This is a genomic window from Cognatundibacterium squillarum (assembly GCF_014652435.1).
GTDB lineage: Bacteria > Pseudomonadota > Gammaproteobacteria > Burkholderiales > Burkholderiaceae_D > Undibacterium > Undibacterium squillarum.
This window is the reverse complement of record NZ_BMYU01000004.1, coordinates 290,057-312,382: the sequence shown is the minus strand read 5'-3', so window position 1 is coordinate 312,382 and position 22,326 is coordinate 290,057. Positions and strand designations below refer to the sequence as shown.

The following is a 22,326-nucleotide window of genomic DNA, read 5'->3' as shown; positions in this document are numbered from 1 at the left end:
GTGAGCAGTGTCGCCGGCAATGAAATCAGGGTTGTACTTTCAGGCGTTCCAGTGTGCTGCGTAACGACTGATTGGATGCGTCTTTTTTCAGGGCATCTTGCCAGATTTGCAGTGCTGCCGCCTGGTCACCTTTTACCCACAGAACCTCGCCAAGATGTGCTGCGATTTCAGGATCGGTACGCATGCTGAAAGCTTTGCGTAATATTTCTTCCGCTTTGGCGTGCTCACCTTTCCGGAAATGCACCCATCCCAGGCTGTCCAGAATGTAAGGATCTTCCGGGGCCAGCTGATTCGCTTTTTCAATCAGCGTAGTTGCTTCATCCAGCCGGATGTTGCGGTCAGCAAATGAATAGCCGAGCGCATTGTAAGCGTGCTGGTTTTTCGGCGCTAATTGAATTACTTTGCGCAACTGCTTTTCCATTTCTGTGAAATTCTGCTGACTCTCCAGCACCATCGCATAGTCGTACATCAGATCGCTGGCTTCCGGAAAACGTTTGATTCCCTGACGCAGAACATCAATGGTTTCGAGTACGCTGCCACTGTCGCGCAGCAATTGCGCTTCTGTCTGAATTAACTGAATTTCTTCATTCTGACTACCGGCGGTTGTTGTGTGCAGGATCTCGCGCGCCTGATTCAGATTGCCCATGCGCGCATACAAACTGGCCCGGCGCAGTTGTACGCCAAACCATGCAGGATTACGGCCATCCATTGCATCCACTTTCGCCAGCCATTCCTGAGCCTGCTGCGGATTTTTTCTTTCGTAGGCGATGCGGGCAAGGTTCAGATAAGCCATCGTCAGATCGCGCTCTTCGCTTTTTTGCTCGCTCAGTTGCAAATAGCGAATGAAGCCGGCCTCTGCTTCGTCCAGCTGATTTTGTTCCAGTGCAAGTACTGCCAGTGTATAAGTTGCGTTGGTGTCTTCCGGTTTGTCGCGCAGTATCAGCCGGAATTGCGCTGCAGCTTCAGCGTAGCGCTTCTGCTCGATCAGCAGACTTGCCAGTGCGATTCGCAGATCCTGCGCCCCGGGGTTTTTGTCGATAAACGTCTGCAATTCCGGTATCGCTTCCGTTGGCGCGGATGCCTGTGCAATTGTCAGTATTGCTAATTCAGAATCCGGTTTCAGTGCCAGTACCTGACGTGCGTCACGCACTGCACGGACTTTGTCACCGGCATTCAGCGCGGCCTGAGCTTGGGCAACTTTCGCATCGGCACCGGACTGATATGGCGCAACAATCTGATCCAGCGTATTCAGCGCAGCCTGTTTATCTTTTGCGCGCGACAGCAGGCGTTGCGCCTGAAGCATCAGAATGCCGCGTTGGGCCGGCTGACTTTCTGCAAGTTTCTGGCTGTAGACGGACTTGATTTCATCCAGCTCGCCGTTCGTCAGCATAAAGCCGAGGTAGTATTGTGTCGCTTCGTTGGATTCAGGTGATAATTCGCGCCATAAACGGATCGCCGACAGCGCTTCACCGGGCTGTCTTGCTGCCAGTGCCATTTCCATGGCGCGCTTGGCAATGCGCGGGTCACGTGTCTGCTGTGCAACTGACAGTAAGGTGACGTAAGACGCTTGCCACTGACCGCGCTGAAAAGCGATTTCAGACGCCAGAATTTTATAAAACAGCTCATCGGTCAGCTTGACAGCAGGCAGTTTTTCTTCCGGTACGCTCGTCGCAGTTGCAGATTTGCCTCCCGGTGCAGGTGCTGATAATGCTGCATTCGCGGCATCATGGACATGATGCGCATCGTCGGCTTGTAATGTACGCTGCTGACCGGTAGTGGCGCAGGCGCTCAGGAGCAAAAGGCCGGCAATTGCGCTGGCTGGACGCAATGCGGAAAGCACAGGTTTGAATGATGCAAAAGTGGTATTCAAAGCGGATCCGATAAAAAATAAGCTGTCTGATTGTACGCTGTATCGTATTTAACAGTATTCAATGACTTGTGCCGGATTGTAAATGTTTTTTGTTTGTCTATAAGGTACTGCTGCGCAACCCCTGCAGCAAATATAGTGAACATCCGGCAAGCAAGTAAAAAAGGGAGTGAAGATGCCGGAATTGCCGGAGGTAGAAGTAACACGTCTTGGTGTGGATCCGCATATCAGCGGTAAAACTGTCACAGCGGTGATCATGCGCCGTGCCGGATTGCGCTGGCCGTTTCCACCGGATTTACCGGACTTGCTGAAAACAAAATCCGTGCTGCGTACTGGAAGACGCGGTAAATATTTGCTGCTGTTTTTTGCCAACGGTACTTTACTGATTCATCTCGGGATGTCCGGGCATTTAAGAGTGGTACCCGCTGGCAGTCCTGCGGAAAAACATGACCATCTGGATCTGGTATTCGGAGGGCAGGCGATCCGGATGACGGATCCGCGACGTTTCGGCGCAGTGCTCTGGCATGATGCCACTGATCCTCTGCCGCTGGCTGAGCATCCTTTACTAAAAAAGCTCGGTGTTGAGCCACTGGAAGAAAAGTTCAACGGCGAACTGTTATATCAGGCGACCCGTCAGCGCAAGTCTGCGATAAAGCAGGTTCTGCTCGCCGGCGACATCGTGGTCGGTGTCGGAAATATTTATGCCTGTGAGAGTTTATTCAAAGCGGGAATTCATCCTGAAAAGCCAGCGCATAAAGTGAACCGGAAAAGTTATCACCTTCTGGCACAGGCGATTCGCGAAACGCTGGCAGCTGCTATTCAACAGGGTGGCAGTACGCTGAAAGACTTTATTGGCGTTGACGGACAAAGCGGATATTTTCAGCAAAGCTACTTTGTTTACGACCGCGAAGCGCAGCCTTGCCGAATCTGTGCGCATCCGGTGCAGCGTATTGTGCAGGGACAGCGCAGCAGCTTTTTCTGTAAGCATTGTCAAAAATGATACTTTGCGGAAAGAATGCGACGGCTGTGCACCGCTCAGAGGAGAAATGCGCATTTTTTGCCACGCTTACATATATACTTGGGATAGTAAAAAATATCAGAGGGAAACATGAGTAGTCTGGTTCGCAATTTCCAGGAATACAGTGAGTGGCGCAAAGGCGTAGCCCGTGCACTGCAGGACTATCGCGCCTGGATCGGTGGTTCCGATCTGGCGGATCAGGCGACGGATCAGCGTCTCGGACGCTTATGTGAGCGTCTGGTGGACGATAAGTTATCCATCGCGTTCGTCGCTGAGTTTTCCCGTGGTAAATCTGAGCTGATCAATGCGATTTTCTTCGCAGATTATGGTCAGCGTATCCTGCCGTCTTCGGCTGGCCGTACCACCATGTGTCCGACCGAGCTGATGTACGACGAAACAGTGCCACCATGCATTCGCCTGTTGCCGATTGAAACCCGCGCAGAAGCACAATCCACCAGCGAATACAAAGGCCAGAATCATGTCTGGAAAGTGCTGCCGCTGGATGTGCAGTCGGGCGACGGCATGCTGGATGCTTTCCGTCAGGTCAGCCTGACCAAAAAAGTCAGTGTGGATGTGGCAAAACAATATGGCTTGTTTGATGAACAGGATCCTGACGCAGCGCTGGAAGTAGATGAAAACGGTCTGGTCGAAATTTCCCAGTGGCGTCATGCGGTGGTGAATTTCCCGCATCCCTTGCTGAAAGAAGGCCTGATCATTGTCGATACACCTGGCCTGAATGCAATTGGTACAGAGCCGGAACTGACGCTGAACCTGATTCCGAATGCGCACGCGGTATTGTTCATTCTGGCAGCCGACACCGGCGTGACCAAGAGCGACATTGATGTCTGGCGTAACCATATCGGTAACGGACTCGGCCGGCTGGTTGTGCTGAATAAAATTGACAGCATGTGGGACGAGTTGCGTACCAAGGAAGAAGTCGATGGTCAGCTGAAGCGTCAGGTTGAAACGGTGGCGCATACGCTGGGACTGGAGGAGAAACAGGTATTCCCGGTTTCTGCGCAAAAAGGTCTGGTTGCAAAAATTAATAAAGATGCACCATTACTGGCCCGCAGCCGTTTGCCGGCACTGGAACATGCTTTATCAAAAGAACTGATCCCTGCGAAACAAGACATTATCCGCGGCCAGCTGACCAGTGAAGTCAACGAGATTATCGGTGCGCAACAGGCAATGCTGGCATCGCGCAGCCGGAATATCGTTGAGCAAATGCTGGAGCTGAAGAGCCTGCGCGGTAAGAATATGAATGTCATCGAACACATGATGAAACGTGTCGATGCAGAGAAAAAAGAGTTTGATGCTAGTCTGATTCGTATGCAGGGAACGCGCTCAGTGTTCACGCGCTTGTCGACAGAAGTATTCACCACGCTGGGTATGGATATTCTGCGCGAAGAAGTGCGCCAGACCCGTGAAGCGATGGAAAAGAGCCGCACTTCTCTGGGCTTGCTGGATGCGGTAAAACAATTCTTTGCCCGTGCCCGTGCAAACCTGATTCAGTCGAATAAAAAGACTGATGAAATCTCGGAAATGATGGGCGTAATGTACCGTAAGTTCTCTACTGAGCACGGTCTGGCTTTATCCGCGCCAATGTCTTTTTCGCTGGATAAATATGTGGAAGAGCTGGATGCGATTGAGCTGGTGTTTCAGAAGCAGTTTAATATCGTCACCATTCTGCCGCAAACGCGTACAACGCTGATGCACAAGTTCTTTGATTCGATTGCTGCACGTATTAAACAAAACTTTCTGCAAGCCAATAAAGATGTAGAGGCATGGCAGAAAGTGGTGATGGCACCGTTAGAGGCGCAAATACGTGAACATAAGCTGCAACTGAAAAACCGCATGCAGTCGATTCAGCGCATTCATGTGGCAACAGACAGTCTGGAAGATAAGATCGCCAGTTTTGAAAGTATTCAGGCAGAACTGGATGCACAGAAACAAAAAATGTCTGACCTCGAAACGCAGTTACGTACGGCGCTGGCTGCAGATTTAAATCCTATGCGAGTCGCTGCCTGATTTTTTATGACAGTTTTACATCCTGATCTGGCGGCAATTGCCGCCAGTTTTTTTTCTGATGGTCCTTCCCTCGGTGATCGTGTCGTTCAATGGCAGCGGGTGCACGGGCGTCACGATTTACCTTGGCAAAAGAACCGCACGGCATACCGTGTCTGGTTGTCTGAAATCATGTTGCAGCAGACGCAGGTCACGGCCGTCATTCCTTATTACGAACGCTTTTTACAGCGTTTTCCTGATGTGTTCAGCCTTGCAGCGGCACCGTCTGAGGACGTAATGGCATTGTGGGCCGGGCTGGGTTATTACACCCGTGCGCGTAATCTGCACCGTTGCGCACAGGAAGTTGTTGCCAGCTATCAGGGCGAGTTTCCGGCAGATCCGGCGTTATTGCAGGCTTTGCCGGGCATCGGTCGCTCCACTGCGGCTGCGATCAGCGCATTTTCATTCGGTACCCGTGCCGCAATTATGGATGGCAATGTGAAGCGGGTGTTTGCCCGTGTGTTCGGTATCCGCGAATATCCGGGCAATAAGCCGGTGGAAGATCAGCTGTGGCTGCTGGCTGACAGTCTGTTGCCGCAGGAGGGCATGGATGCATACACGCAGGGGTTGATGGATCTGGGGGCAACGGTCTGTACCCGCAGCAAGCCGGTTTGTATGCTGTGTCCGCTGCAGTCACATTGCGTAGCGCACCACGAGCAGCTGACGGCAGACCTGCCGGTACGCAAACCGAAAAAAGCAATACCACGCAAACAAGTGCTGATGCCGCTGGTGATGGTAGATGGACAGATTCTGCTTGAGCAGCGGCCACCCACAGGTATCTGGGGAGGGCTGCTATCGTTACCGGAAATCGGTGGTATGCAACTGGCAGACGCACAGCCATACACGCCGGATACTGCAGCGGTAAAACACTTTGCAGCGCGGTTTGCCGAGGTGCAGGCAATTCGGGTGCTGCCGGATTTTGAACATGTGTTCACCCATTTCCGTTTGCAGATTTTTCCTGTCATTGCAGAAGGTGCTCGCTGGTTGCCCGCCGTGTCTGAACCTCGCTACATGGTGGCGCGGCCGGAACAGGCGGATGCACTGGCATTACCTGCACCGGTAAAAAATTTGCTGACAGAACTGGTCAGAGAAAACACGCCGGGCTGAAGTCGTTTTTATGTTGCACGTCAGCACAGATTTTCATAGTTAAGAAAATTGCCTTGAATTACACTCCTTGTTTTGCCTCAATACAGGGAGTTTCACTTGTCCGCTATTTCACGTGCAGGCTGGTTACTGTCCGGCCTGCTGTTTTCCGGAGCTGCTGCTGCGCAAACGACAGCATGCCGCCATCCGGATTTTCCACAGGAAGTGCGCTGCGGTGTCGTGCAGCAGCCACTGAATCCCGATCAGCCTGCCGGTACCAAAGTAGATATTCACTACGTGGTATTACCTTCGCAGGATAAAAATAAATTACCGGATGCGGTGTTTCTGCTGGCCGGTGGCCCCGGTCAGAGCGCCATTCAGGTAGCTGCTACCGGCAATGGCATGCTGGGGCGCCTTAATAAGCGACGCGATCTGGTGTTTGTCGATCAGCGTGGCACCGGTAAGAGTGCCGGCCTGCAATGTCCAGAGCTGGAAAAAGATGACTTCAGCAGTGATGACGATGTGATGTTTCAGCGCATGGAGCAATGCCGTATCCGCTTACAGAAACTGCCGCATGGTCAGCTGGATCAGTACATCACCAGTATTGCGGTAAAGGATCTGGAAGCAGTGCGCCGTCAGCAAGGCTATGCGCAGATTAATCTGGTCGGCGTATCTTACGGTACGCGCGTCGGACTGGAATATCTGCGCCAGTTTCCCGCGCAGGTGAGACGACTGGTGCTGGATGGCGTTGTGCCGCCGGATATGCGTTTGCCGGCGGAAGATAATGCTGCCGCCATTGATGGTATTTTCCGGTTCTGTGAGCAAGATAAAGCCTGTAACCAGGCGTATCCGGATCTGAAAGGTCAGTGGAATCACCTGCTGCAAAGCCTGCCGCAAAAAGTGAATCTGCAGCATCCACGTACCGGTCAGATGCACAGCGTTACGATGCGTACCGGATCAGTGACGGCGATGGTGCAGCGTGCGTTATACGTGCCTTCCCAGACAGCTATGCTGCCGTACGCCATTAGCCATGCCGCGCACGGTGACTTCTTGCCGATGACCACACTCAGCGGTGCAGGAAATCTGCCGGGTGCAGCGAGTATGAGTTACGGCATGCATTATGCCGTCTGGTGCAGCGAAGCATTACAACGTCCGGCTGCGAAGAATGACGGCAGTATTTTTATGCTGCAGGCAGAAGAAAATTATCAGCGCATTTGTAAGAACTGGCCGCGTGCGCGGGTTCCGGAAGCGTTTTATACCATCGCGCCTTCACCGGTGCCGGTATTGTTGCTGAGCGGTGGTATTGATCCGGTAACGCCAACCCGCCATGGTGACAAGGTCGCAAAAGCGCTGGGACAGAAAACCCTGCATATCAGCGTACAGCACGCCGGTCACGGCATGCTGATGAATGCATGCATTCGTGATGTGAACTATCGCTTCATTCACGCTAAAGAAGAAAAAGATGCGCTGGCTGTGGATCAGCGCTGCGTAAAACAAATTCCGCGCCCGCTGGCATGGATGCCGGTACAAGCAAAAGCGGAGGGGTAGCCATGATTGTTGTCGATAATCTCAATAAACATTTTATCCGTCAGGGAGCGCAGTCCGGTGCCGACTGGCGTCAGATCTTACGCTCGCTCGGGTTGATGAAAAAACAGCAGGAGCTGGTGAAAGCAGTTAACGGCGTCAGCTTCCGTGCAGAAGACGGTGCGATCACCGGATTGCTTGGTGCTAACGGTGCCGGTAAAACCACCACGCTGCGCATGATTGCTGCGCTGCTGCCTTCCGACAGCGGCAATATTCTGGTGGACGGCGCTGCAGTCACCCCAGGTAGTTATGCAACTCAGTCCCAGATGGGTGTGTTATCTGATGCGCGTGGCTTGTATCCGCGCCTGACTGCCCGCGAAAACATCCGCTACTACGGCCGTTTGCACGGACTGAGTGCGGATCACACGGAACAGCGTATTGAACAGCTGGCGCAATGGCTGGAAATGCAGCCTTTACTGGACCGCCGTACAGAAGGTTTCAGTCAGGGCGAACGCATGAAGACCGCACTGGCGCGGGCACTGGTGCACGATCCGAAAAATATTATTCTCGATGAACCAACCAATGGTCTGGATGTGGTGGCAACCCGCGCTCTGCGTGAATTTCTGTTATTCCTGAAATCACCGCAGGGTGGTGGTAAGTGCATTATCGTTTCCACCCACATCATGCAGGAAGTGGAACGTCTGTGCGATCACGTTGTGATTGTGGCCGGTGGCCGAAATGTTGCAGAAGGAACGGTAACGCAATTGAAGCAGTTGTCCGGACATCAGGATTTTGAAGATGCATTTGTATCGCTGGCATTTTCTTCGCAATTGCATCAGCACAAGGAGATTGTATGAGCGTGGGTTTCACGATTGTTCTGAAGGAACTGAAGGATGCATTGCGCGACAAACGCACGCTGATGACGGCATTTCTGACCTCACTGATCGGCGTACCGCTGATGCTGCTGATTTTTTCTGTCGTGTTATCCCAGGTGGAAGGGCAGGAAGAGCGCCGTGAAGTGATGGCTGTCGGAATGGAACATGCACCGCAGCTGGAGAATTTCATTCTGCGTCAGGGATACACCATACTGAAAGCCCCTGCCGATTACGAGCAAAAGTCGCGCAGCAAAGAACTCAGCCTGCCGGTGCTGCTGGTACCGGAAGATGCTGCTGAACGTTTCGCGCACGGTGAAAAAATCACCCTGAAAGTCGCTTATGACACAGCAAACCGCAGCGCTGAATTCGGTCTGCGTCCGCTGCGTCGCCTGCTGGATGGCTTTGCGCAGGAAACCGTGCTGGCAGATCTGACCATGCGCGGCATTTCCAGCGATTTGCTGCAAAGGGTGGAAGTCAAGGAAGTGTATCTGCGCGCTGCGGAAGAGCGCCGCGCCACCGTGACGGAAATGCTACCGATGATGGTACTGATGGCGATTGTGGTCGGCGGTATGTATGCATCGATTGATACCACCGCCGGCGAACGCGAACGCGGCTCGCTGGAACCGCTGATGATGAATCCGGTGGGCGGTGCGCAGCTGGCACTGGGTAAATGGCTGGCAGTAACGCTGGTCGGGATGGTGGTACTGGCACTGACAATCCTCAGTTTTTTCCCGACGCAGGCGCTGATACAGAATGAAACCCTGAAAGCCGAGTTTCAGTTTGGTCTGCGCGATGCCGGCTATTTCATGCTGGTGCTGACGCCGCTGGTCGCGATGATTTCGGCGATTCAGATTGCATTGTCCCTGAGCTGTAAGAGCTTCAAGGAAGCGCAAATCCGTACGCAGCTGACGACGATGATTATTCCTATGGTGTCGCTGGTGCCGGTGATGTTTCCGGGGCGGGAACCGGCGTGGACAATCTGGGTACCGGTGCTGACGCAGAACCAGATGCTGGGCAAAATCCTCAAAGGAGCGAGTCTGGACTGGACCGCGGTCGGCGTTTCCTGGATTGCTGCCGCTGTACTGACGGCAGTGTTTCTTGTGTACACCGCGCGCAAGATGCGTCAGGTTGTCATGCTGTAACAACGAATCTGCCTAAAAAAGACAAACCGCCGGTGTGCATGCACCGGCGGTTTTTTATCGCCTCATGCTTGTGACGATCATGAAAGTTATGCAAATATCGTCATCAGACATTTTTGAAAGCCCGGACTTTCTGCCGACGACAGCGGGGTTGTTATGCTGAACTCCGCAAATTGGCTTGTTTACGCCTGTTTGACGGCCTTATACCAGCCACAACGCAGACCGGCAGAAATATCCGGCGTATCGGTGATCCGGCTGTGAAACCGGGGAACAGGTTTACATCCGTGTAAAGACAAATGGCGCAGCATTGTTGCTGCGCCATTTGTCGAATGCGGGATATTTTTCAGTTACTGCAGGCGGCGGTGACGTACCAGAACGTCTTCCTGTCGTGCAAAATGCCGCGCGAGCTTTTCCACCATGAATACAGAGCGGTGCTGCCCGCCGGTACAGCCGATTGCGACGGTCAGGTAGCTGCGGTTATCTTTCTTGAACGATGGAATCCATTTTTCCAGAAATTGCAGAATATCGTGATACATCTCGTGCGCCATGCTTTGATTTTCGAGGAAATCAACAACTGGCTGATCACGACCGGTAAGGTCACGCAGTGCCTGATCATAATGCGGATTGGGCAGCATACGGACGTCGAATACCAGATCGGCATCCAGCGGCACACCGCGTTTGAAGGCAAACGATTCAAACATTAACACCAGCGGAATATTCGGAATGCCGATGAAATCTTTGACCCATGCGCGCAGCTGATTCGCACGCAGATCGGTGGTGTCGATGACATGCGCCAGACCCTGAATCGGTGCCAGAATTTCGCGTTCCTCATCCAGACACTCGGTCAGGGTTCTGGTCGGCGACTGATTCATATCCAGATTCAGACGGCGCGACAAAGGATGGCTGCGGCGGGTTTCAGAAAAGCGGGCAACCAGAGATTCTGTACTGGCGGTCAGAAACAGAATCCGCACATGGTGACCCTCTTTCTTCAGCATGTCGATGGTTTGCGGCAGATAGCTCAGTCCGGTCGCGCTGCGTGTATCAATCGCCACCGCGGCAGACGTCTGGTTGTCCAAGACCAGCGTTTCCACCAGCTGCGGCAGCAAACCCGGTGGCAGGTTATCAACACAGTAGTAATTGGCGTCTTCCAGCACGCGCAGTGCAACCGATTTTCCGGCACCGGAAATACCGGAGATCAATAAAATTTCCATGTTCAGTCTCCGGCTTCCATTGCTTTGCGCTGGCGTTCCATAAAGTCTTCCAGCGTATTAATGCCGCGTAATTGCAGAATCGTGTTGCGTACCGCCGCTTCCAGCAATACCGCGATATTTCGTCCGGCGGCAACCGGAATCACCACTTTGCGAATCGGCAAACCAAGCACATCTTCGGTTTGCGAATCGATCGGCAAGCGCTCATAGTTTTCTTCCAGCGTACTGCGCCGGACCAGATGTACGATCAGCTTCAGACGCATTTTGCGACGCACGGCAGTTTCACCGAAGATCGCACGGATATCCAGCAGACCAAGTCCGCGCACTTCCAGCAAGTTCTGCAAGAGTTCAGGGCAGCGGCCCTCAATCATGTTCGGCGCAATCCGCGAAAATTCGACCGCGTCGTCCGCCACCAGTCCGTGGCTGCGGGAAATCAGTTCCAGACCCAGTTCACTCTTACCGAGACCGGATTCGCCGGTGATCAGCACGCCGACCCCAAGCACGTCCATAAAAACACCGTGCATTGTGACTTTCTGCGCCAGTTTTTTGGACAGATAGACGCGCAGGTAATCAATGACCTGTGCCGACGGAAACGGTGTGGAAAACAATGGAATATTGTTGTCGTCACACTTGGTTAAGAAGTCAGGCGGAGAATCCAGACCCTGCGCCACAATCAGCGCCGGTGGCTGTCCGGCGACCAGTTCACGAATCAGATTGCCGCGCGATGCCGGTGATAAGCGGTGATAGTAAGCCAGCTCCTGATGCCCGAGCACCTGAATGCGCCCGGGGTGAATCAGGTTTAAGTGACCAACCTGATCTGCTGCCGAGGCCGCATCGCCGGTAATGCACTTGTCCGCACCGGCAAACCCGGCAAACCAGCCAAGCTGCATACTGTCACGGTTATCGTCGTATATTTTTTGTATCGTGAGTTCTGTATTTAAAGGCATGGCGCAGGCTCAGGCGGCAATTTCAGGGTTCAGGGAAGCGGCGTCGGCTGCCATGCCAGAATTTTCTGATGCACGATAGCAGGATCTGGCTCATTGCAGAGTTCTTCGCGGAAGCTTTCGCTCGATAACATTTCCGCAATTTCAGACAAGGTTTCCAGATGCTGCTGCTGTACATTGTCCGGCATCAGCAGGAAGATCAGCAGTGTCACAGGCTGACCATCGGGTGACTCAAACGGAATGCCGTCTTTCAGGCGCACAAATGCCGCGATGGGAGACTTCAGACCCTTGATACGGCCATGCGGTACCGCAACACCGTGTCCAAGGCCGGTCGAACCAAGACGCTCACGCGCAAACAGATTTTCAGATACGGTGGAACGGGCAATGCTGCAATTGTTTTCAAACAGCAGCCCCGCTTGTTCAAACGCTCTTTTTTTACTGGAGATTTCCAGATCCAGCAGAACATTTCCAGGCGGGAGGATTTTTGCAATATTAGTCATGATGCAATAGAAGTGACGGCCTAGTGTGCAAAATGCAAGACCAGCAATACCCGAATTATAGGCTGGAAACCTTGCTCAGGTGTAGAGAATGGTGAAATTCAGGCTGGCTTGCGCGCCAGTAGTTTGCTGAATTCCTGTGCTGTCACCGGCGGGCTGAAGTAATAGCCCTGCAAGTCGTGACAACCGGTTTCAGACAGGAAACGCAACTGTGCTTCGGTCTCCACGCCTTCCGCCGTGACCCGCATTTTGAGTGCGCTGGCCATCGCGATGATCGCCTGCGTCAGTGCGATGGAATCCTGATGTCCCGGAATCTGGTGGATGAAAGAGCGGTCAATTTTCAGGTTGTCAATCGGGAAACGTTGCAAATAGGAGAGCGACGAAAAGCCGGTGCCGAAGTCATCCAGAGAGATACTGACACCCAGTGCGCGCAGTGCATTGAAAACCGGCAGCAGTTGTTCGGGATCGCTCATCAGCAAACCTTCCGTGATTTCCAGCTGCAGTGCCATACCGGGCAAACCTGTGCGTTCCAGCGTCGCTGCGATGAAACCCGGCAGCGCATGGTCGGCAAACTGTTTTGGTGAAATATTGACGCTGATCGTCAGATCAGAACCGGTTTGCAGGCGCCATTGCATCGTTTGCAGGCAAGCCTGTTCCAGCACCCAGCGGCCAATCGGCAAAATCAGTCCCAGCTCTTCTGCGATGGGGATGAATTCAGCCGGCGAGGTTAAACCCATACCCGGCATATTCCAGCGTATCAGTGCTTCTGCACCGATAATCTGTCCGGTATGCATGGCGATTTTGGGCTGGTAATACACCTCAAATTCCTGCTCGTTCAGCGCACGGCGCAGACTGCTTTCGATGGTGTAACGGTGTTGTGCGCGGACATTCAGCTCGGTCGTGAAGAACTGATAATTATTTTTGCCACATTCTTTGGCGTGATACATCGCTGAGTCAGCACAGCGCATCAGTTCCGACACATCACTGCCGTCATGCGGATAAATGCTGATGCCGATCGATGTGCCGAGGTGATATTCCTTATTGTCAATCACGAAAGGAATGTGCAGTTGTTGCAATACCTGATCGCCGATTGCGCGGACTTGTGCCGCATCGCGGAGATTTTCCACAACGATTACAAATTCATCGCCGCCCAGCCGCGCCAGCAAATGCTGCTCGTTCACGCATAAACGTAAGCGCTGCGCGACTTCGCGCAGCAGCGCGTCACCAGCGGCATGTCCGGCGGTATCGTTGACGTTTTTGAAGCGGTCAAGATCCAGAAACATCAGTGCAACTTTTTGCTGTTGTTGCGCAGCTTCACTGATCGCTTTATTCAGACGCTGATTCAGATAATGCCGGTTTGGCAAACCGGTTAGCGCATCGTAAGACGCCATGTAGTTCAACTGTTGCTGTGTTGCCCGCATCTCCGTGGTATCGGTGAACGACACCAGTACAGATGACACGGTATCTCCGGATTTGCGGATAATCGGCAGGCAGTTAATTTGCAGCCAGACGACAGAGTTGTCCTGCAATTCTACGCCCAGGGTTAAGTCCAGAATCGGTTCGCCGTTGCGGAAAACACGGGATGCGGGGTCGTTGCCACTGTCTACCGTAGTTCCGTCTTCAGTGAATAAGCGGCGGAAGTAGCGCTGCGTTTTTTCCGATGTTTCAGGATGGTCGATTTTCAGAATTTTCAGCGCAGACGGATTGCTGGTCAGAATCTGGCCTTTTGCGCCAATGACCATAATACCTTCAGTCAGATTAGTGACCACGGAACGATAGCGTTCTTCGCTTTCCTCCAGGCTTTGCTCCATATTCTTTTTATCAATCGCCAGCCCGATCAGATCCGATGCATCGGTGATCATACTTTGCTCATCATCGTTCGGATGATGTTCATAATCATAATAAACATCAACAGAACCCAGCACGTTGCTGAATGCTGTTCGAATCGGCAGCGACCATGCCGCGCGAATACCGGCAGAAGAAGCCACTGACTTCAGATTTTCCCACGAAGGACTGAGGCTGATGTCCTGCACAATCGTGATGCGGTCATAAAATACCGCTTCGGCGGAACACCCGTGCATAGTACCGACGGGTAAAACAGATAAAGCGCGGGTAAAAGATTCCGGCAGCGAGGGGCCGGCACCGAGACGAAGTAAGCCGTCTTCAGGCTGATACAGACTGATAGCGCACATTGCGCCATTGTCCAGTAAGCGCTCCATACGGTCACAGACATCTTCCAGAATGTCTGTCAGTGGTTTGTCCAGCGCGATCATTTCGAGAATTTCTTTCTCGTGATGCAAGGCCTCATGTACCCGGCTGCTCGGGTGCTGACTGCTGATCATGATCGGGTAGGCGGCAGGGGAACTGCGTTGTTTTCTTGCGGTGATCAGAATTGCCGGTGTGTTATCCAGCACGAAACCCCGGCTGTAAATTTCCAGATCAATGCGACTGCCATCGAGCGCTTTGCACTGAAAATACTGCGGACCGGGAATGCGTTCATTTTTACCAATTTCAAACAGCTGACGTACTGTCTGATGGTGCTGCGCAATCAGGAACTCTTCGGGGCGCAGACCAAGAATCTGCGTCAGCGATTCTGCTTTCAGTAATTCTAATCCCGCAGGGTTGGCAAAGCTGATACGCTGATCTGTCAGGACATAAACTGCATCCGGTAACAGTTGCAGCAGACCAGGATGCCATTCAGAGCGGATTTCACTGGGTGGAACAGGTGTGTTCTTAGACGTGTTGACAGGTATCACGACAAAAATCTGCAGGATGGTTGAACAACATCCCGGCTCGCAGAACTGGGGCAAGTGATCCTGGCAGTTGCGACGCTGCTATCGCTTTCCGGTTCGGCGAACCCGGTCTATGGCTCGGGTAAGCCGCCGGATTCGCGATCAATACCGCAGAATCCGGTCAATCCGGACTATGATGGCAAGCAGCGCGCGTTTCGTCAATCAGTTAATTCAGGTCGATTCTGACGAACAGCAACAGTACATCGCCGTTCCCTTTGTTGCGCGAAAAGCGGGGGACATATGCCGCCATCAGTTTATTGTGACGTGTACCAACGGAGGCAACTGGTAATACAGCCGGAAATGGTACACCACCAAAGTAGTCGGTACGGCTGATCAGCAGACCAGTGGCACCGATACCGGCTTCCCATTCGTTGTTAATCGGCTTCATCCACTGATAGCTGTAGCCAGCCATTGGCTGAGGTTTGAAATGCGAGTCGGAAATGACCATGCCGAAGATTGCTTCTTCATTATCTTTCCCGTCGCGCATCGATTTCATGAAGCCCAGTCCCCAGGCTTTTTCATTCAGTTCATTGATACGTTCACGGGTATATGTACCGCGTCCGTGACGGGCCCAGCCTGAAGCCAGCAACGAAAGCTCACCCTTGTCATACAGGGTTGTTACTTTGTCTTTGGATTTTTGCCACCAGCTGTCTTCAGCGGCATCTTCTGCGTGTGCAAAGCCCGGCATTAACAGCGCGGCACTCAGCAGGGCAGGGAAAAATTTCATGAATTGTTTTATTAACATGCTTTCATCCGGAAAAAATATAGGTCGTGCTTATTGTCTTGCATGCCTTGCATTCGAAGGCATTTGCGCAGTGCTGAAGTTGGTACGCCACGGGTTAATGTCCAGTCCGCCGCGTCTGGTGTAACGCGCATAGACGGATAATTTTTGTGGTTTGCACTGGCGCATGATGTCCATAAAAATGCGTTCAACGCATTGCTCGTGGAATTCATTGTGGTTACGGAATCCGATCAGGTAGCGCAGCAGATTTTCCTGATCAATTTGCGGACCGACATAATGAATCTGTACGCTGCCCCAGTCCGGTTGCCCGGTCACCAGACAGTTTGATTTCAGCAAGTGTGACACCAGCCGCTCTTCCACAATCGCATCATCAAAGTTTGCCGTCAGCAGCGATGGTACCGGCTCATACTGATCCACATCGATATCCAGCCGATCCAGCAGCATGCCCGGCAATTCACCGAACTGCAGTTCGGAAAACTGTTCAGGCATTGTCAGGCTGACCTGCACGCCGGCACCGGCCGCAGCAGATAAATCCTTTTGCAGCATTTGAATCAATTCATCTGTTGATGCGACTCTGGTCTGATTGAAAGAATTTAAATACAGCTTAAATGACTTGGATTCAATCAGGCACGGAGAATCGGCCGGAATCAGAAAACGGGCAATCGCTACCTGCGGTTTGCCACGCTGATTCAGCCACGATAACTCGTAACCGTTCCAGATATCCATACCGAAAAAAGGCAGGTTACCGGTCACACCGATTTCTTCCCGCTTCGCGAGGCGCGGGATCGGAAATAACAAACCGGGGTTGTATTCCGATTCGTAAGTTGTTGCTTTCCCCAGAGCGGATTGCTCCGGGGTTGCGAAAGTTTTGTCAGACATAGTGATTCAACGATAGTGCGGGATCAGCCGAGGAACAGCTGATACACCGGGTTATTACTTTCATCCCAGTAGCGGTAGCCCAGTGTGGACAAGAACGCGCGGAATGCTTTCATTTCTTTTTTCGGCACCTGCAGACCTACCAGCGTCCGGCCATAATCTGCACCGTGATTGCGGTAATGGAACAGACTGATATTCCAGTTCGGCGCCATGCTGTTCAGGAAGCGCATCAGTGCACCCGGACGTTCCGGGAATTCAAACCGGTATAATAATTCATCCTTCGCCAGCGTACTTTTTCCGCCGACCAGATGGCGGATATGCAGCTTGGCCAGCTCATCTTCGGTCAAGTCCAGCGTCGGAAAACCATGTTTTTCGAAATTGCGTGCGATCTTGCCGGATTCGGTTTTGTCATGCACCTGAATGCCGACAAAGATGTGCGCTTGTTTCTCATCGCTGATGCGGTAGTTGAATTCTGTGACATTGCGTGGCCCGACAAGTTCACAGAAGCGGCGAAAACTGCCGCGCTCTTCCGGAATGGTCACCGCAAATACTGCCTCCCGCGCTTCACCGACTTCAGCGCGCTCTGCGACAAAACGCAGACGGTCGAAGTTCATGTTGGCACCGCAGGCAATCGCTACCATGGTTTCTGCTTTTACCGGTTTCTTCGCCAGACGTGCTCTTTCGATATACGCTTTGCAACCTGCAACGGCCAGTGCACCGGCAGGTTCCAGAATGCTGCGCGTATCCTGAAACACATCTTTGATTGCGGCGCAGACTTCATCGGTGTCCACCGTGATGACTTCATCGACATATTGTTTTGCTACGCGGAAAGTTTCTTCGCCGACCAGTTTGACGGCTGTACCGTCAGAAAACAAACCGACATCATTCAGCGTGACACGGCGACCGGCGGCCAGGCTGCGTGCCATGCCGTCAGAATCTTTGGTTTGCACACCAATAATGCGCACATCCGGACGAATCGCTTTCACGTAAGCAGAAACACCGGCGATCAGACCGCCACCGCCAATTGCGACGAAAATCGCATGCAGCGGGCCGGAATGCTGGCGCAGGATTTCCATACCGACAGTACCCTGACCGGCAATCACATCCGGATCATCAAACGGATGGACGAAGGTCAGTTTGCGTTTTTTCTCCAGTTCCAGCGCATGCGTGTATGCATCCGAGTAAGAATCGCCGTGCAATACGATCTCGACCAGATCACCGCCGAAAGTACGTACCGCATCAATTTTGACCGGCGGTGTGGTGGTTGGCATCACAATCACAGCTTTGCAACCGAGTTTACGAGCACTGAAGGCAACGCCTTGCGCATGGTTACCGGCCGAGGCGCAAATCACGCCGCGCTTCAATTGTGCAGGTGTCAGATGTGCGATTTTGTTATACGCGCCTCGAATTTTAAAACTGAATACGCGCTGCATATCTTCGCGCTTGAGCATAATTCGGTTATCCATCCTGGCAGACAGACTGGATGCAAATTCCAGCGGAGTCTCTTCAGCAACGTCGTAGACGCGGGCGGTCAGGATTTTCTTCAGATAATCAGTGCTCATAAATATATTCAGGAAAAATAATGGAAACGGGCCGCCCTATTATAATGGATGGCTCTGACTGCTCGTTTTTTTTGCATGATTGAAGCTTCTATACATTGGCTGCTGAGCGTGCTCGCAGTGCCCGAAGTCGGTCTGACATCGGTTTTTCTGATTGCCCTGATTTCTGCGACCCTGCTTCCGCTGGGTTCGGAACCGGCTGTATTTGCTGTCGTGAAAGCGAATCCTGATCTGTTCTGGCCGGCAATTCTGGTCGCGACGCTGGGAAATACGCTCGGAGGTGCGATCGACTACGGTATGGGTTACGCTGCAAAGAAAGCGTTTCACAGCGAGCGCCAGACAGCATGGTTTCGCTGGCTGGAACGCTTCGGGCCGAAAACCATGCTGCTCGCCTGGTTGCCGGGAATCGGTGATCCTATCTGTACGCTGGCAGGCTGGCTGCGTATGCCATTCTGGTCCAGTGTTTTCTACATGGCAGTCGGGAAATTTCTGCGTTATGTTTTTATGACCTGGGCACTGTTATCAGTGACTGACGGTTTCGGCCACTGGCTCGCCACGCACATGGGCTGATGGTGCTGCAGCAGCCTCCGCTTCGGTTTGTGCAGAGGGCGGATGCTGAATCTGATCGAGCTGCACCTGGCCACCCGCCAGCATAATCAGGCGCTCTGCCATTGCAATCGTATCCGGCCTGTGCGCGACCATGATGCGTGTCAGCGGAATTTGCCGGATTGCCTGATTCACTGCATGTTCATTCTGCACATCCAGATGACTGGTTGCCTCGTCCATCACCAGTAAGCGCGGCTGATTGTATAAGGCGCGCGCCAGCAGAATGCGCTGCTTTTGTCCGCCGGAAATACCGCTGCCGATGTCACCGATCAGCGTGTTGTAAGCCATCGGCATCTGGATAATTTCCTGATGGACGGATGCCATCAGCGCGCACATTTGTATCCGCTGCATATCCGGTGCAGGATCGAAAAATGCGATGTTGTCTGCGATTGAGCCCGCGAATAGCTGATCATCCTGCATCACAGTGCCAAGCAAACGGCGGAAATTGGCCAGTCCCAGTTGCTGTAAGCGAATACCGCTGATCAGAATTTCACCTTCGCTTGGCTCCAGCAAGCCCAGCATCAGCTTCATCAGCGTGGTTTTACCGCAGCCGGACGGGCCGGTAATCGCAACGAATTGACCTTCGCGGATATGCAGATTCAGATTGCGCAGAATATAGGGTTCGCCATCTGCATAACGGAAAGACACATTGCGGAATTCAATATTGGCTTTCAGCTGCGCCGGATCGTATTCGTTCAGATGCTGTTCAGATTCCGGTTGCGTCAGCAGAATATCGGCAACCCGCTCTCCGTGCAGTCTCAGCATACGCAGTTCAAATAATTTATCGATCAGGCTGGCAACGCGCTGACTGAACTGGTCTTTGTAACTGATAAACGCAAATACCATACCAATCGAAAATTTCTGATCAAGTACCGCCAGCGCTGCCATCCAGATAATCAGGATACGCTCTGCACTGAAGATCAGACTGTTCGCAGTCTGGTAACTGACGGCAATTCTGGCGATGCGCAAATCAGCATTGAACTGATCGGCCAGTGCATTCATCCAGCCTGCACGGCGCTCTTCTGCACGGCTGAACAAGCGCACACTCTGGATGCCGCGCACCGATTCCATAAAATGGGTTTGCTGTTTAGCAGTGTGAATAATCTGTTCGGCCGAAGCATTGCGTAAAGGCTGGAAAATCATCCAGCGCAACAACGCATACAGCACCACCGCAATACAGGAAATGCCTGCCAGCAATGGGCTGTACCACAGCATCATCAGAAAGGTGCCGATTACCAGTACGCCATCAATCAGACCTTCTACAAACTGCGTGGTCATGCTGTGCTGCATGGTCTGAATCGAACCGAAGCGCGAAACAATATCACCGGTATGGCGCTTTTCGAAATACGGCAGAGGCAGTCGCATCAGATGCGAGAATGCATTACTCAGCCACTGAAAATTCAGACTGGTGGACAAAACGGTTGTCATCCACGAACGGGTCGCTGAAATACAGGTTTGCAGTAACACCAGTAACAGGAAACCGCATCCCAGTACCGTGACCAAGTCGCGGTCAGCAGCAACCAGCGCTTCATCGACGGTCCATTGCATGTAAAACGGCAGCACCAGTGCGCAGACTTGCAGTGCCAGTCCGAGCAGCAGCAATTTCAGCAAACCGGATTTCAGTCCGATCACTCTGCCCATCAGAGCCAGCAGCGAGAATTGCTGAATTTCTTCGGTTTTTTTGAATTCTGCGCCCGGTGTCAGTTCCAGTGCGACGCCGGTGAAATGCCGTGAAAATTCGTCCAGCTTTAATTTGCGTTCACCGACTGCCGGATCGTGAATCACCGCATGTTGTGCCGTGACCGATTTCAGTACCACGAAGTGATTCATATCCCAGTGCAGGATGCAGGGCAGCTTCAGCTCCGGTAAATGCTCCATATCCAGCTTCAATGGGCGGGTTTGCAATCCTATGCCCTGCGCCATGCTGATCAGGCTTTTCAGGGTGCTGCCTTTCAGTGATACTGAAAAACGGCGGCGCATGGATGCCAGATCAATCCGGTGTCCCCAGTAAGAACTGACCATGCAGACAGACGCCAGTCCGCATTCCGCCGCTTCGGTTTGCAGGATCACTGGTAAATGCTGACGCTTCCAGAAGCGCAGCTGCGATAAAAAATCATGACTCATGATAGCTATTCCAGAAAATTACAAGCGGCCGGAAATGCTGTACAGCGGTTCCAGCACCCATTCATACAAACGACGGTTTTCCAGTTGTATGCTGGCGTCAATCTGCATGCCGGGTTTCAGCGGATATTCCTGTCCGTAGGCAGTCACCGACTGTTTATTCAGTACCAGCCGGATACGGTATAGAGGTTCATTGGTGTTTTGCATGCCGGATGGTGGCAACTCATCGATACGCAACGGCGATTGCGCAATTTCGCGCACGGTTGCCTGATGCTGACCGAATTTCTGATACGGATATGCCGGATAGCGTACCAGTACCTGCATGCCGGGTTTGACGAAGCCGACCGAGCGCGAAGGCACATACAATTCTGCTTCCAGAGCCGTCTGGGTCGGGAGCAGGGTAGCCAGCGCCATGGATGGCGTGACAGTCTGGCCTTTCTCTGCATTGACTGCGGCGATGGTGCCGTCCTGCGTGGCGCGTACAATAATCTGGCGACGCGCTTCGTTATCTGTCAGATCCTGACTCAGGGCATGAATATTCCGTTCTATCGCGGCTTTTTCGCGTTCGCTCTGGGTCTGAATATCTTTCAGTTCAGCACGCAGGCCGGATAAATCGCGCTGGTTATTCAGGATGGCGCGTTGTAATTCATTCAGTCGCTGGCGCTGGTCAATCAGATCCGCCTGTCTTTCCTGTAACTGTGCTGCGGAAATGTAATTGGTGCTTTGCAATTCCTTAAAGCGCTTTACATTTTGTTCCGCCATGTCCACACGCTGCTGCTGCAACACAATCTGATCCTGAATTTTGACCGCATCGAGTTCCGCATCGCGGATTTTTTGCTGCAGGCTCTGGCTGCGTTGTGAGCTTTGCTCACGCACCTGATGCATTTCTGTGCTGTAACTGTCGCGCCGGCTTTCAAGTAAGCGGGAAATGGTTTTCTGCGCATCCTGACCGTCACTGCCGGCGCGGTCGCCGCTCAGTACAAACAGAACGTCACCTTTCTTTACGGCTTGCCCTTCGCGGATATATTTTTCAATGATGATACCGGCCTGTACCGGAATCACTTTAATCAGGCCTGCTGCAGGAATCAGAACACCGTTTGCCTGTGCTTTGCGCGTGGTGGAAAACAAAAAGAAAAATGCGATCAGCAAGCCCATCAGGATGACGATGGCTGCCGTCAGCCATTTGAAAATTTCCGGATACTGCAGGATCACGGTGCCGTACATGCGGTGTCCCTGATGGCTGATCGCAGCTTCGCGAAACAAGGGGCGTGCAGCCTGCTGACTGTTTTCCTGTGATGTATTACTCATCGTAAAGTTTTTTCAGAAATTGAAAAGCGTAGTCCGGACGCACCGGTGTTCGTCAGATGCCGGTACGTCCGGACTGCAGATTGCGCAGATACGCAAAGGTATC

17 protein-coding genes are annotated in these 22,326 nt (G+C 52.6%); 7 read left to right on the top strand and 10 right to left on the bottom strand.

What is annotated here, in order from left to right; all coding sequences use genetic code 11:
• Positions 1–25: 25 nt before the first annotated feature.
• A complete protein-coding gene (locus tag IE092_RS10450; protein WP_189357111.1) occupies positions 26–1,870 on the bottom strand; it encodes a tetratricopeptide repeat protein in 1,845 nt (614 codons plus the stop codon).
• Between the two features lie 172 nt (positions 1,871–2,042).
• Here IE092_RS10450 and mutM point away from each other — a divergent pair, with 172 nt between their 5' ends.
• The 6 genes from mutM to IE092_RS10420 all read left to right on the top strand — a co-directional run bounded on the left by mutM (position 2,043) and on the right by IE092_RS10420 (position 9,573).
• The gene (mutM, locus tag IE092_RS10445; protein ID WP_189357110.1) at positions 2,043–2,867 is read left to right on the top strand and encodes a bifunctional DNA-formamidopyrimidine glycosylase/DNA-(apurinic or apyrimidinic site) lyase; all 825 of its coding nucleotides are present in this window, start codon (positions 2,043–2,045) and stop codon (positions 2,865–2,867) included.
• Between the two features lie 108 nt (positions 2,868–2,975).
• Complete coding sequence (locus IE092_RS10440) at positions 2,976–4,913, top strand: dynamin family protein (RefSeq protein WP_189357109.1); 1,938 nt, start codon at positions 2,976–2,978, stop codon at positions 4,911–4,913.
• 6 nt (positions 4,914–4,919) lie between these two features.
• The gene (gene mutY, locus IE092_RS10435; RefSeq protein ID WP_189357108.1) at positions 4,920–6,056 is read left to right on the top strand and encodes an A/G-specific adenine glycosylase; all 1,137 of its coding nucleotides are present in this window, start codon (positions 4,920–4,922) and stop codon (positions 6,054–6,056) included.
• A 96-nt stretch (positions 6,057–6,152) separates the two neighbouring features.
• On the top strand, positions 6,153–7,580 hold the full coding sequence (locus IE092_RS10430) for an alpha/beta hydrolase (RefSeq protein WP_189357107.1): 1,428 nt from the start codon (positions 6,153–6,155) through the stop codon (positions 7,578–7,580).
• A gap of 2 nt (positions 7,581–7,582) precedes the next feature.
• The gene (locus IE092_RS10425; protein ID WP_189357106.1) at positions 7,583–8,413 is read left to right on the top strand and encodes an ABC transporter ATP-binding protein; all 831 of its coding nucleotides are present in this window, start codon (positions 7,583–7,585) and stop codon (positions 8,411–8,413) included.
• Positions 8,410–9,573 (top strand): ABC transporter permease, encoded by a 1,164-nt coding sequence (locus IE092_RS10420; RefSeq protein WP_189357105.1) that lies wholly within the window; start codon positions 8,410–8,412, stop codon positions 9,571–9,573. The genes IE092_RS10425 and IE092_RS10420 overlap by 4 nt, the downstream gene beginning before the upstream one ends.
• A gap of 344 nt (positions 9,574–9,917) precedes the next feature.
• On the opposite strand, the gene rapZ is transcribed toward IE092_RS10420, so the two are convergent.
• The 7 genes from rapZ to ilvA all read right to left on the bottom strand — a co-directional run bounded on the left by rapZ (position 9,918) and on the right by ilvA (position 18,191).
• Positions 9,918–10,781, bottom strand: a complete 864-nt coding sequence (rapZ, locus tag IE092_RS10415) for an RNase adapter RapZ (protein ID WP_189357104.1) — start codon at positions 10,779–10,781, stop codon at positions 9,918–9,920.
• Positions 10,782–10,783: 2 nt separating this feature from the next.
• Entirely contained in the window at positions 10,784–11,725 is a 942-nt protein-coding gene (hprK, locus tag IE092_RS10410) for an HPr(Ser) kinase/phosphatase (RefSeq protein WP_189357103.1), read from the bottom strand.
• A gap of 29 nt (positions 11,726–11,754) precedes the next feature.
• Positions 11,755–12,222, bottom strand: coding sequence for a PTS sugar transporter subunit IIA (locus IE092_RS10405; RefSeq protein WP_189357102.1), 468 nt, complete (start codon positions 12,220–12,222; stop codon positions 11,755–11,757).
• Positions 12,223–12,320: 98 nt separating this feature from the next.
• Positions 12,321–14,975: a bifunctional diguanylate cyclase/phosphodiesterase gene (locus tag IE092_RS10400; protein WP_189357101.1), complete on the bottom strand. Its 2,655-nt coding sequence runs from the start codon at positions 14,973–14,975 to the stop codon at positions 12,321–12,323.
• Between the two features lie 202 nt (positions 14,976–15,177).
• Entirely contained in the window at positions 15,178–15,738 is a 561-nt protein-coding gene (locus tag IE092_RS10395) for a hypothetical protein (RefSeq protein WP_229793127.1), read from the bottom strand.
• A 48-nt stretch (positions 15,739–15,786) separates the two neighbouring features.
• Positions 15,787–16,632: an NADPH-dependent 7-cyano-7-deazaguanine reductase QueF gene (gene queF, locus IE092_RS10390; RefSeq protein ID WP_189357100.1), complete on the bottom strand. Its 846-nt coding sequence runs from the start codon at positions 16,630–16,632 to the stop codon at positions 15,787–15,789.
• A gap of 23 nt (positions 16,633–16,655) precedes the next feature.
• A complete protein-coding gene (gene ilvA, locus IE092_RS10385; protein ID WP_189357099.1) occupies positions 16,656–18,191 on the bottom strand; it encodes a threonine ammonia-lyase, biosynthetic in 1,536 nt (511 codons plus the stop codon).
• 75 nt (positions 18,192–18,266) lie between these two features.
• Here ilvA and IE092_RS10380 point away from each other — a divergent pair, with 75 nt between their 5' ends.
• A complete protein-coding gene (locus tag IE092_RS10380) occupies positions 18,267–18,758 on the top strand; it encodes a YqaA family protein (RefSeq protein ID WP_189357098.1) in 492 nt (163 codons plus the stop codon).
• On the opposite strand, the gene IE092_RS10375 is transcribed toward IE092_RS10380, so the two are convergent.
• Both IE092_RS10375 and IE092_RS10370 read right to left on the bottom strand, forming a co-directional pair.
• Positions 18,711–20,918, bottom strand: coding sequence for a peptidase domain-containing ABC transporter (locus IE092_RS10375; RefSeq protein WP_189357097.1), 2,208 nt, complete (start codon positions 20,916–20,918; stop codon positions 18,711–18,713). The genes IE092_RS10380 and IE092_RS10375 overlap by 48 nt on opposite strands.
• An 18-nt stretch (positions 20,919–20,936) precedes the next feature.
• On the bottom strand, positions 20,937–22,223 hold the full coding sequence (locus IE092_RS10370) for an HlyD family secretion protein (protein WP_189357096.1): 1,287 nt from the start codon (positions 22,221–22,223) through the stop codon (positions 20,937–20,939).
• Positions 22,224–22,326: the final 103 nt, after the last annotated feature.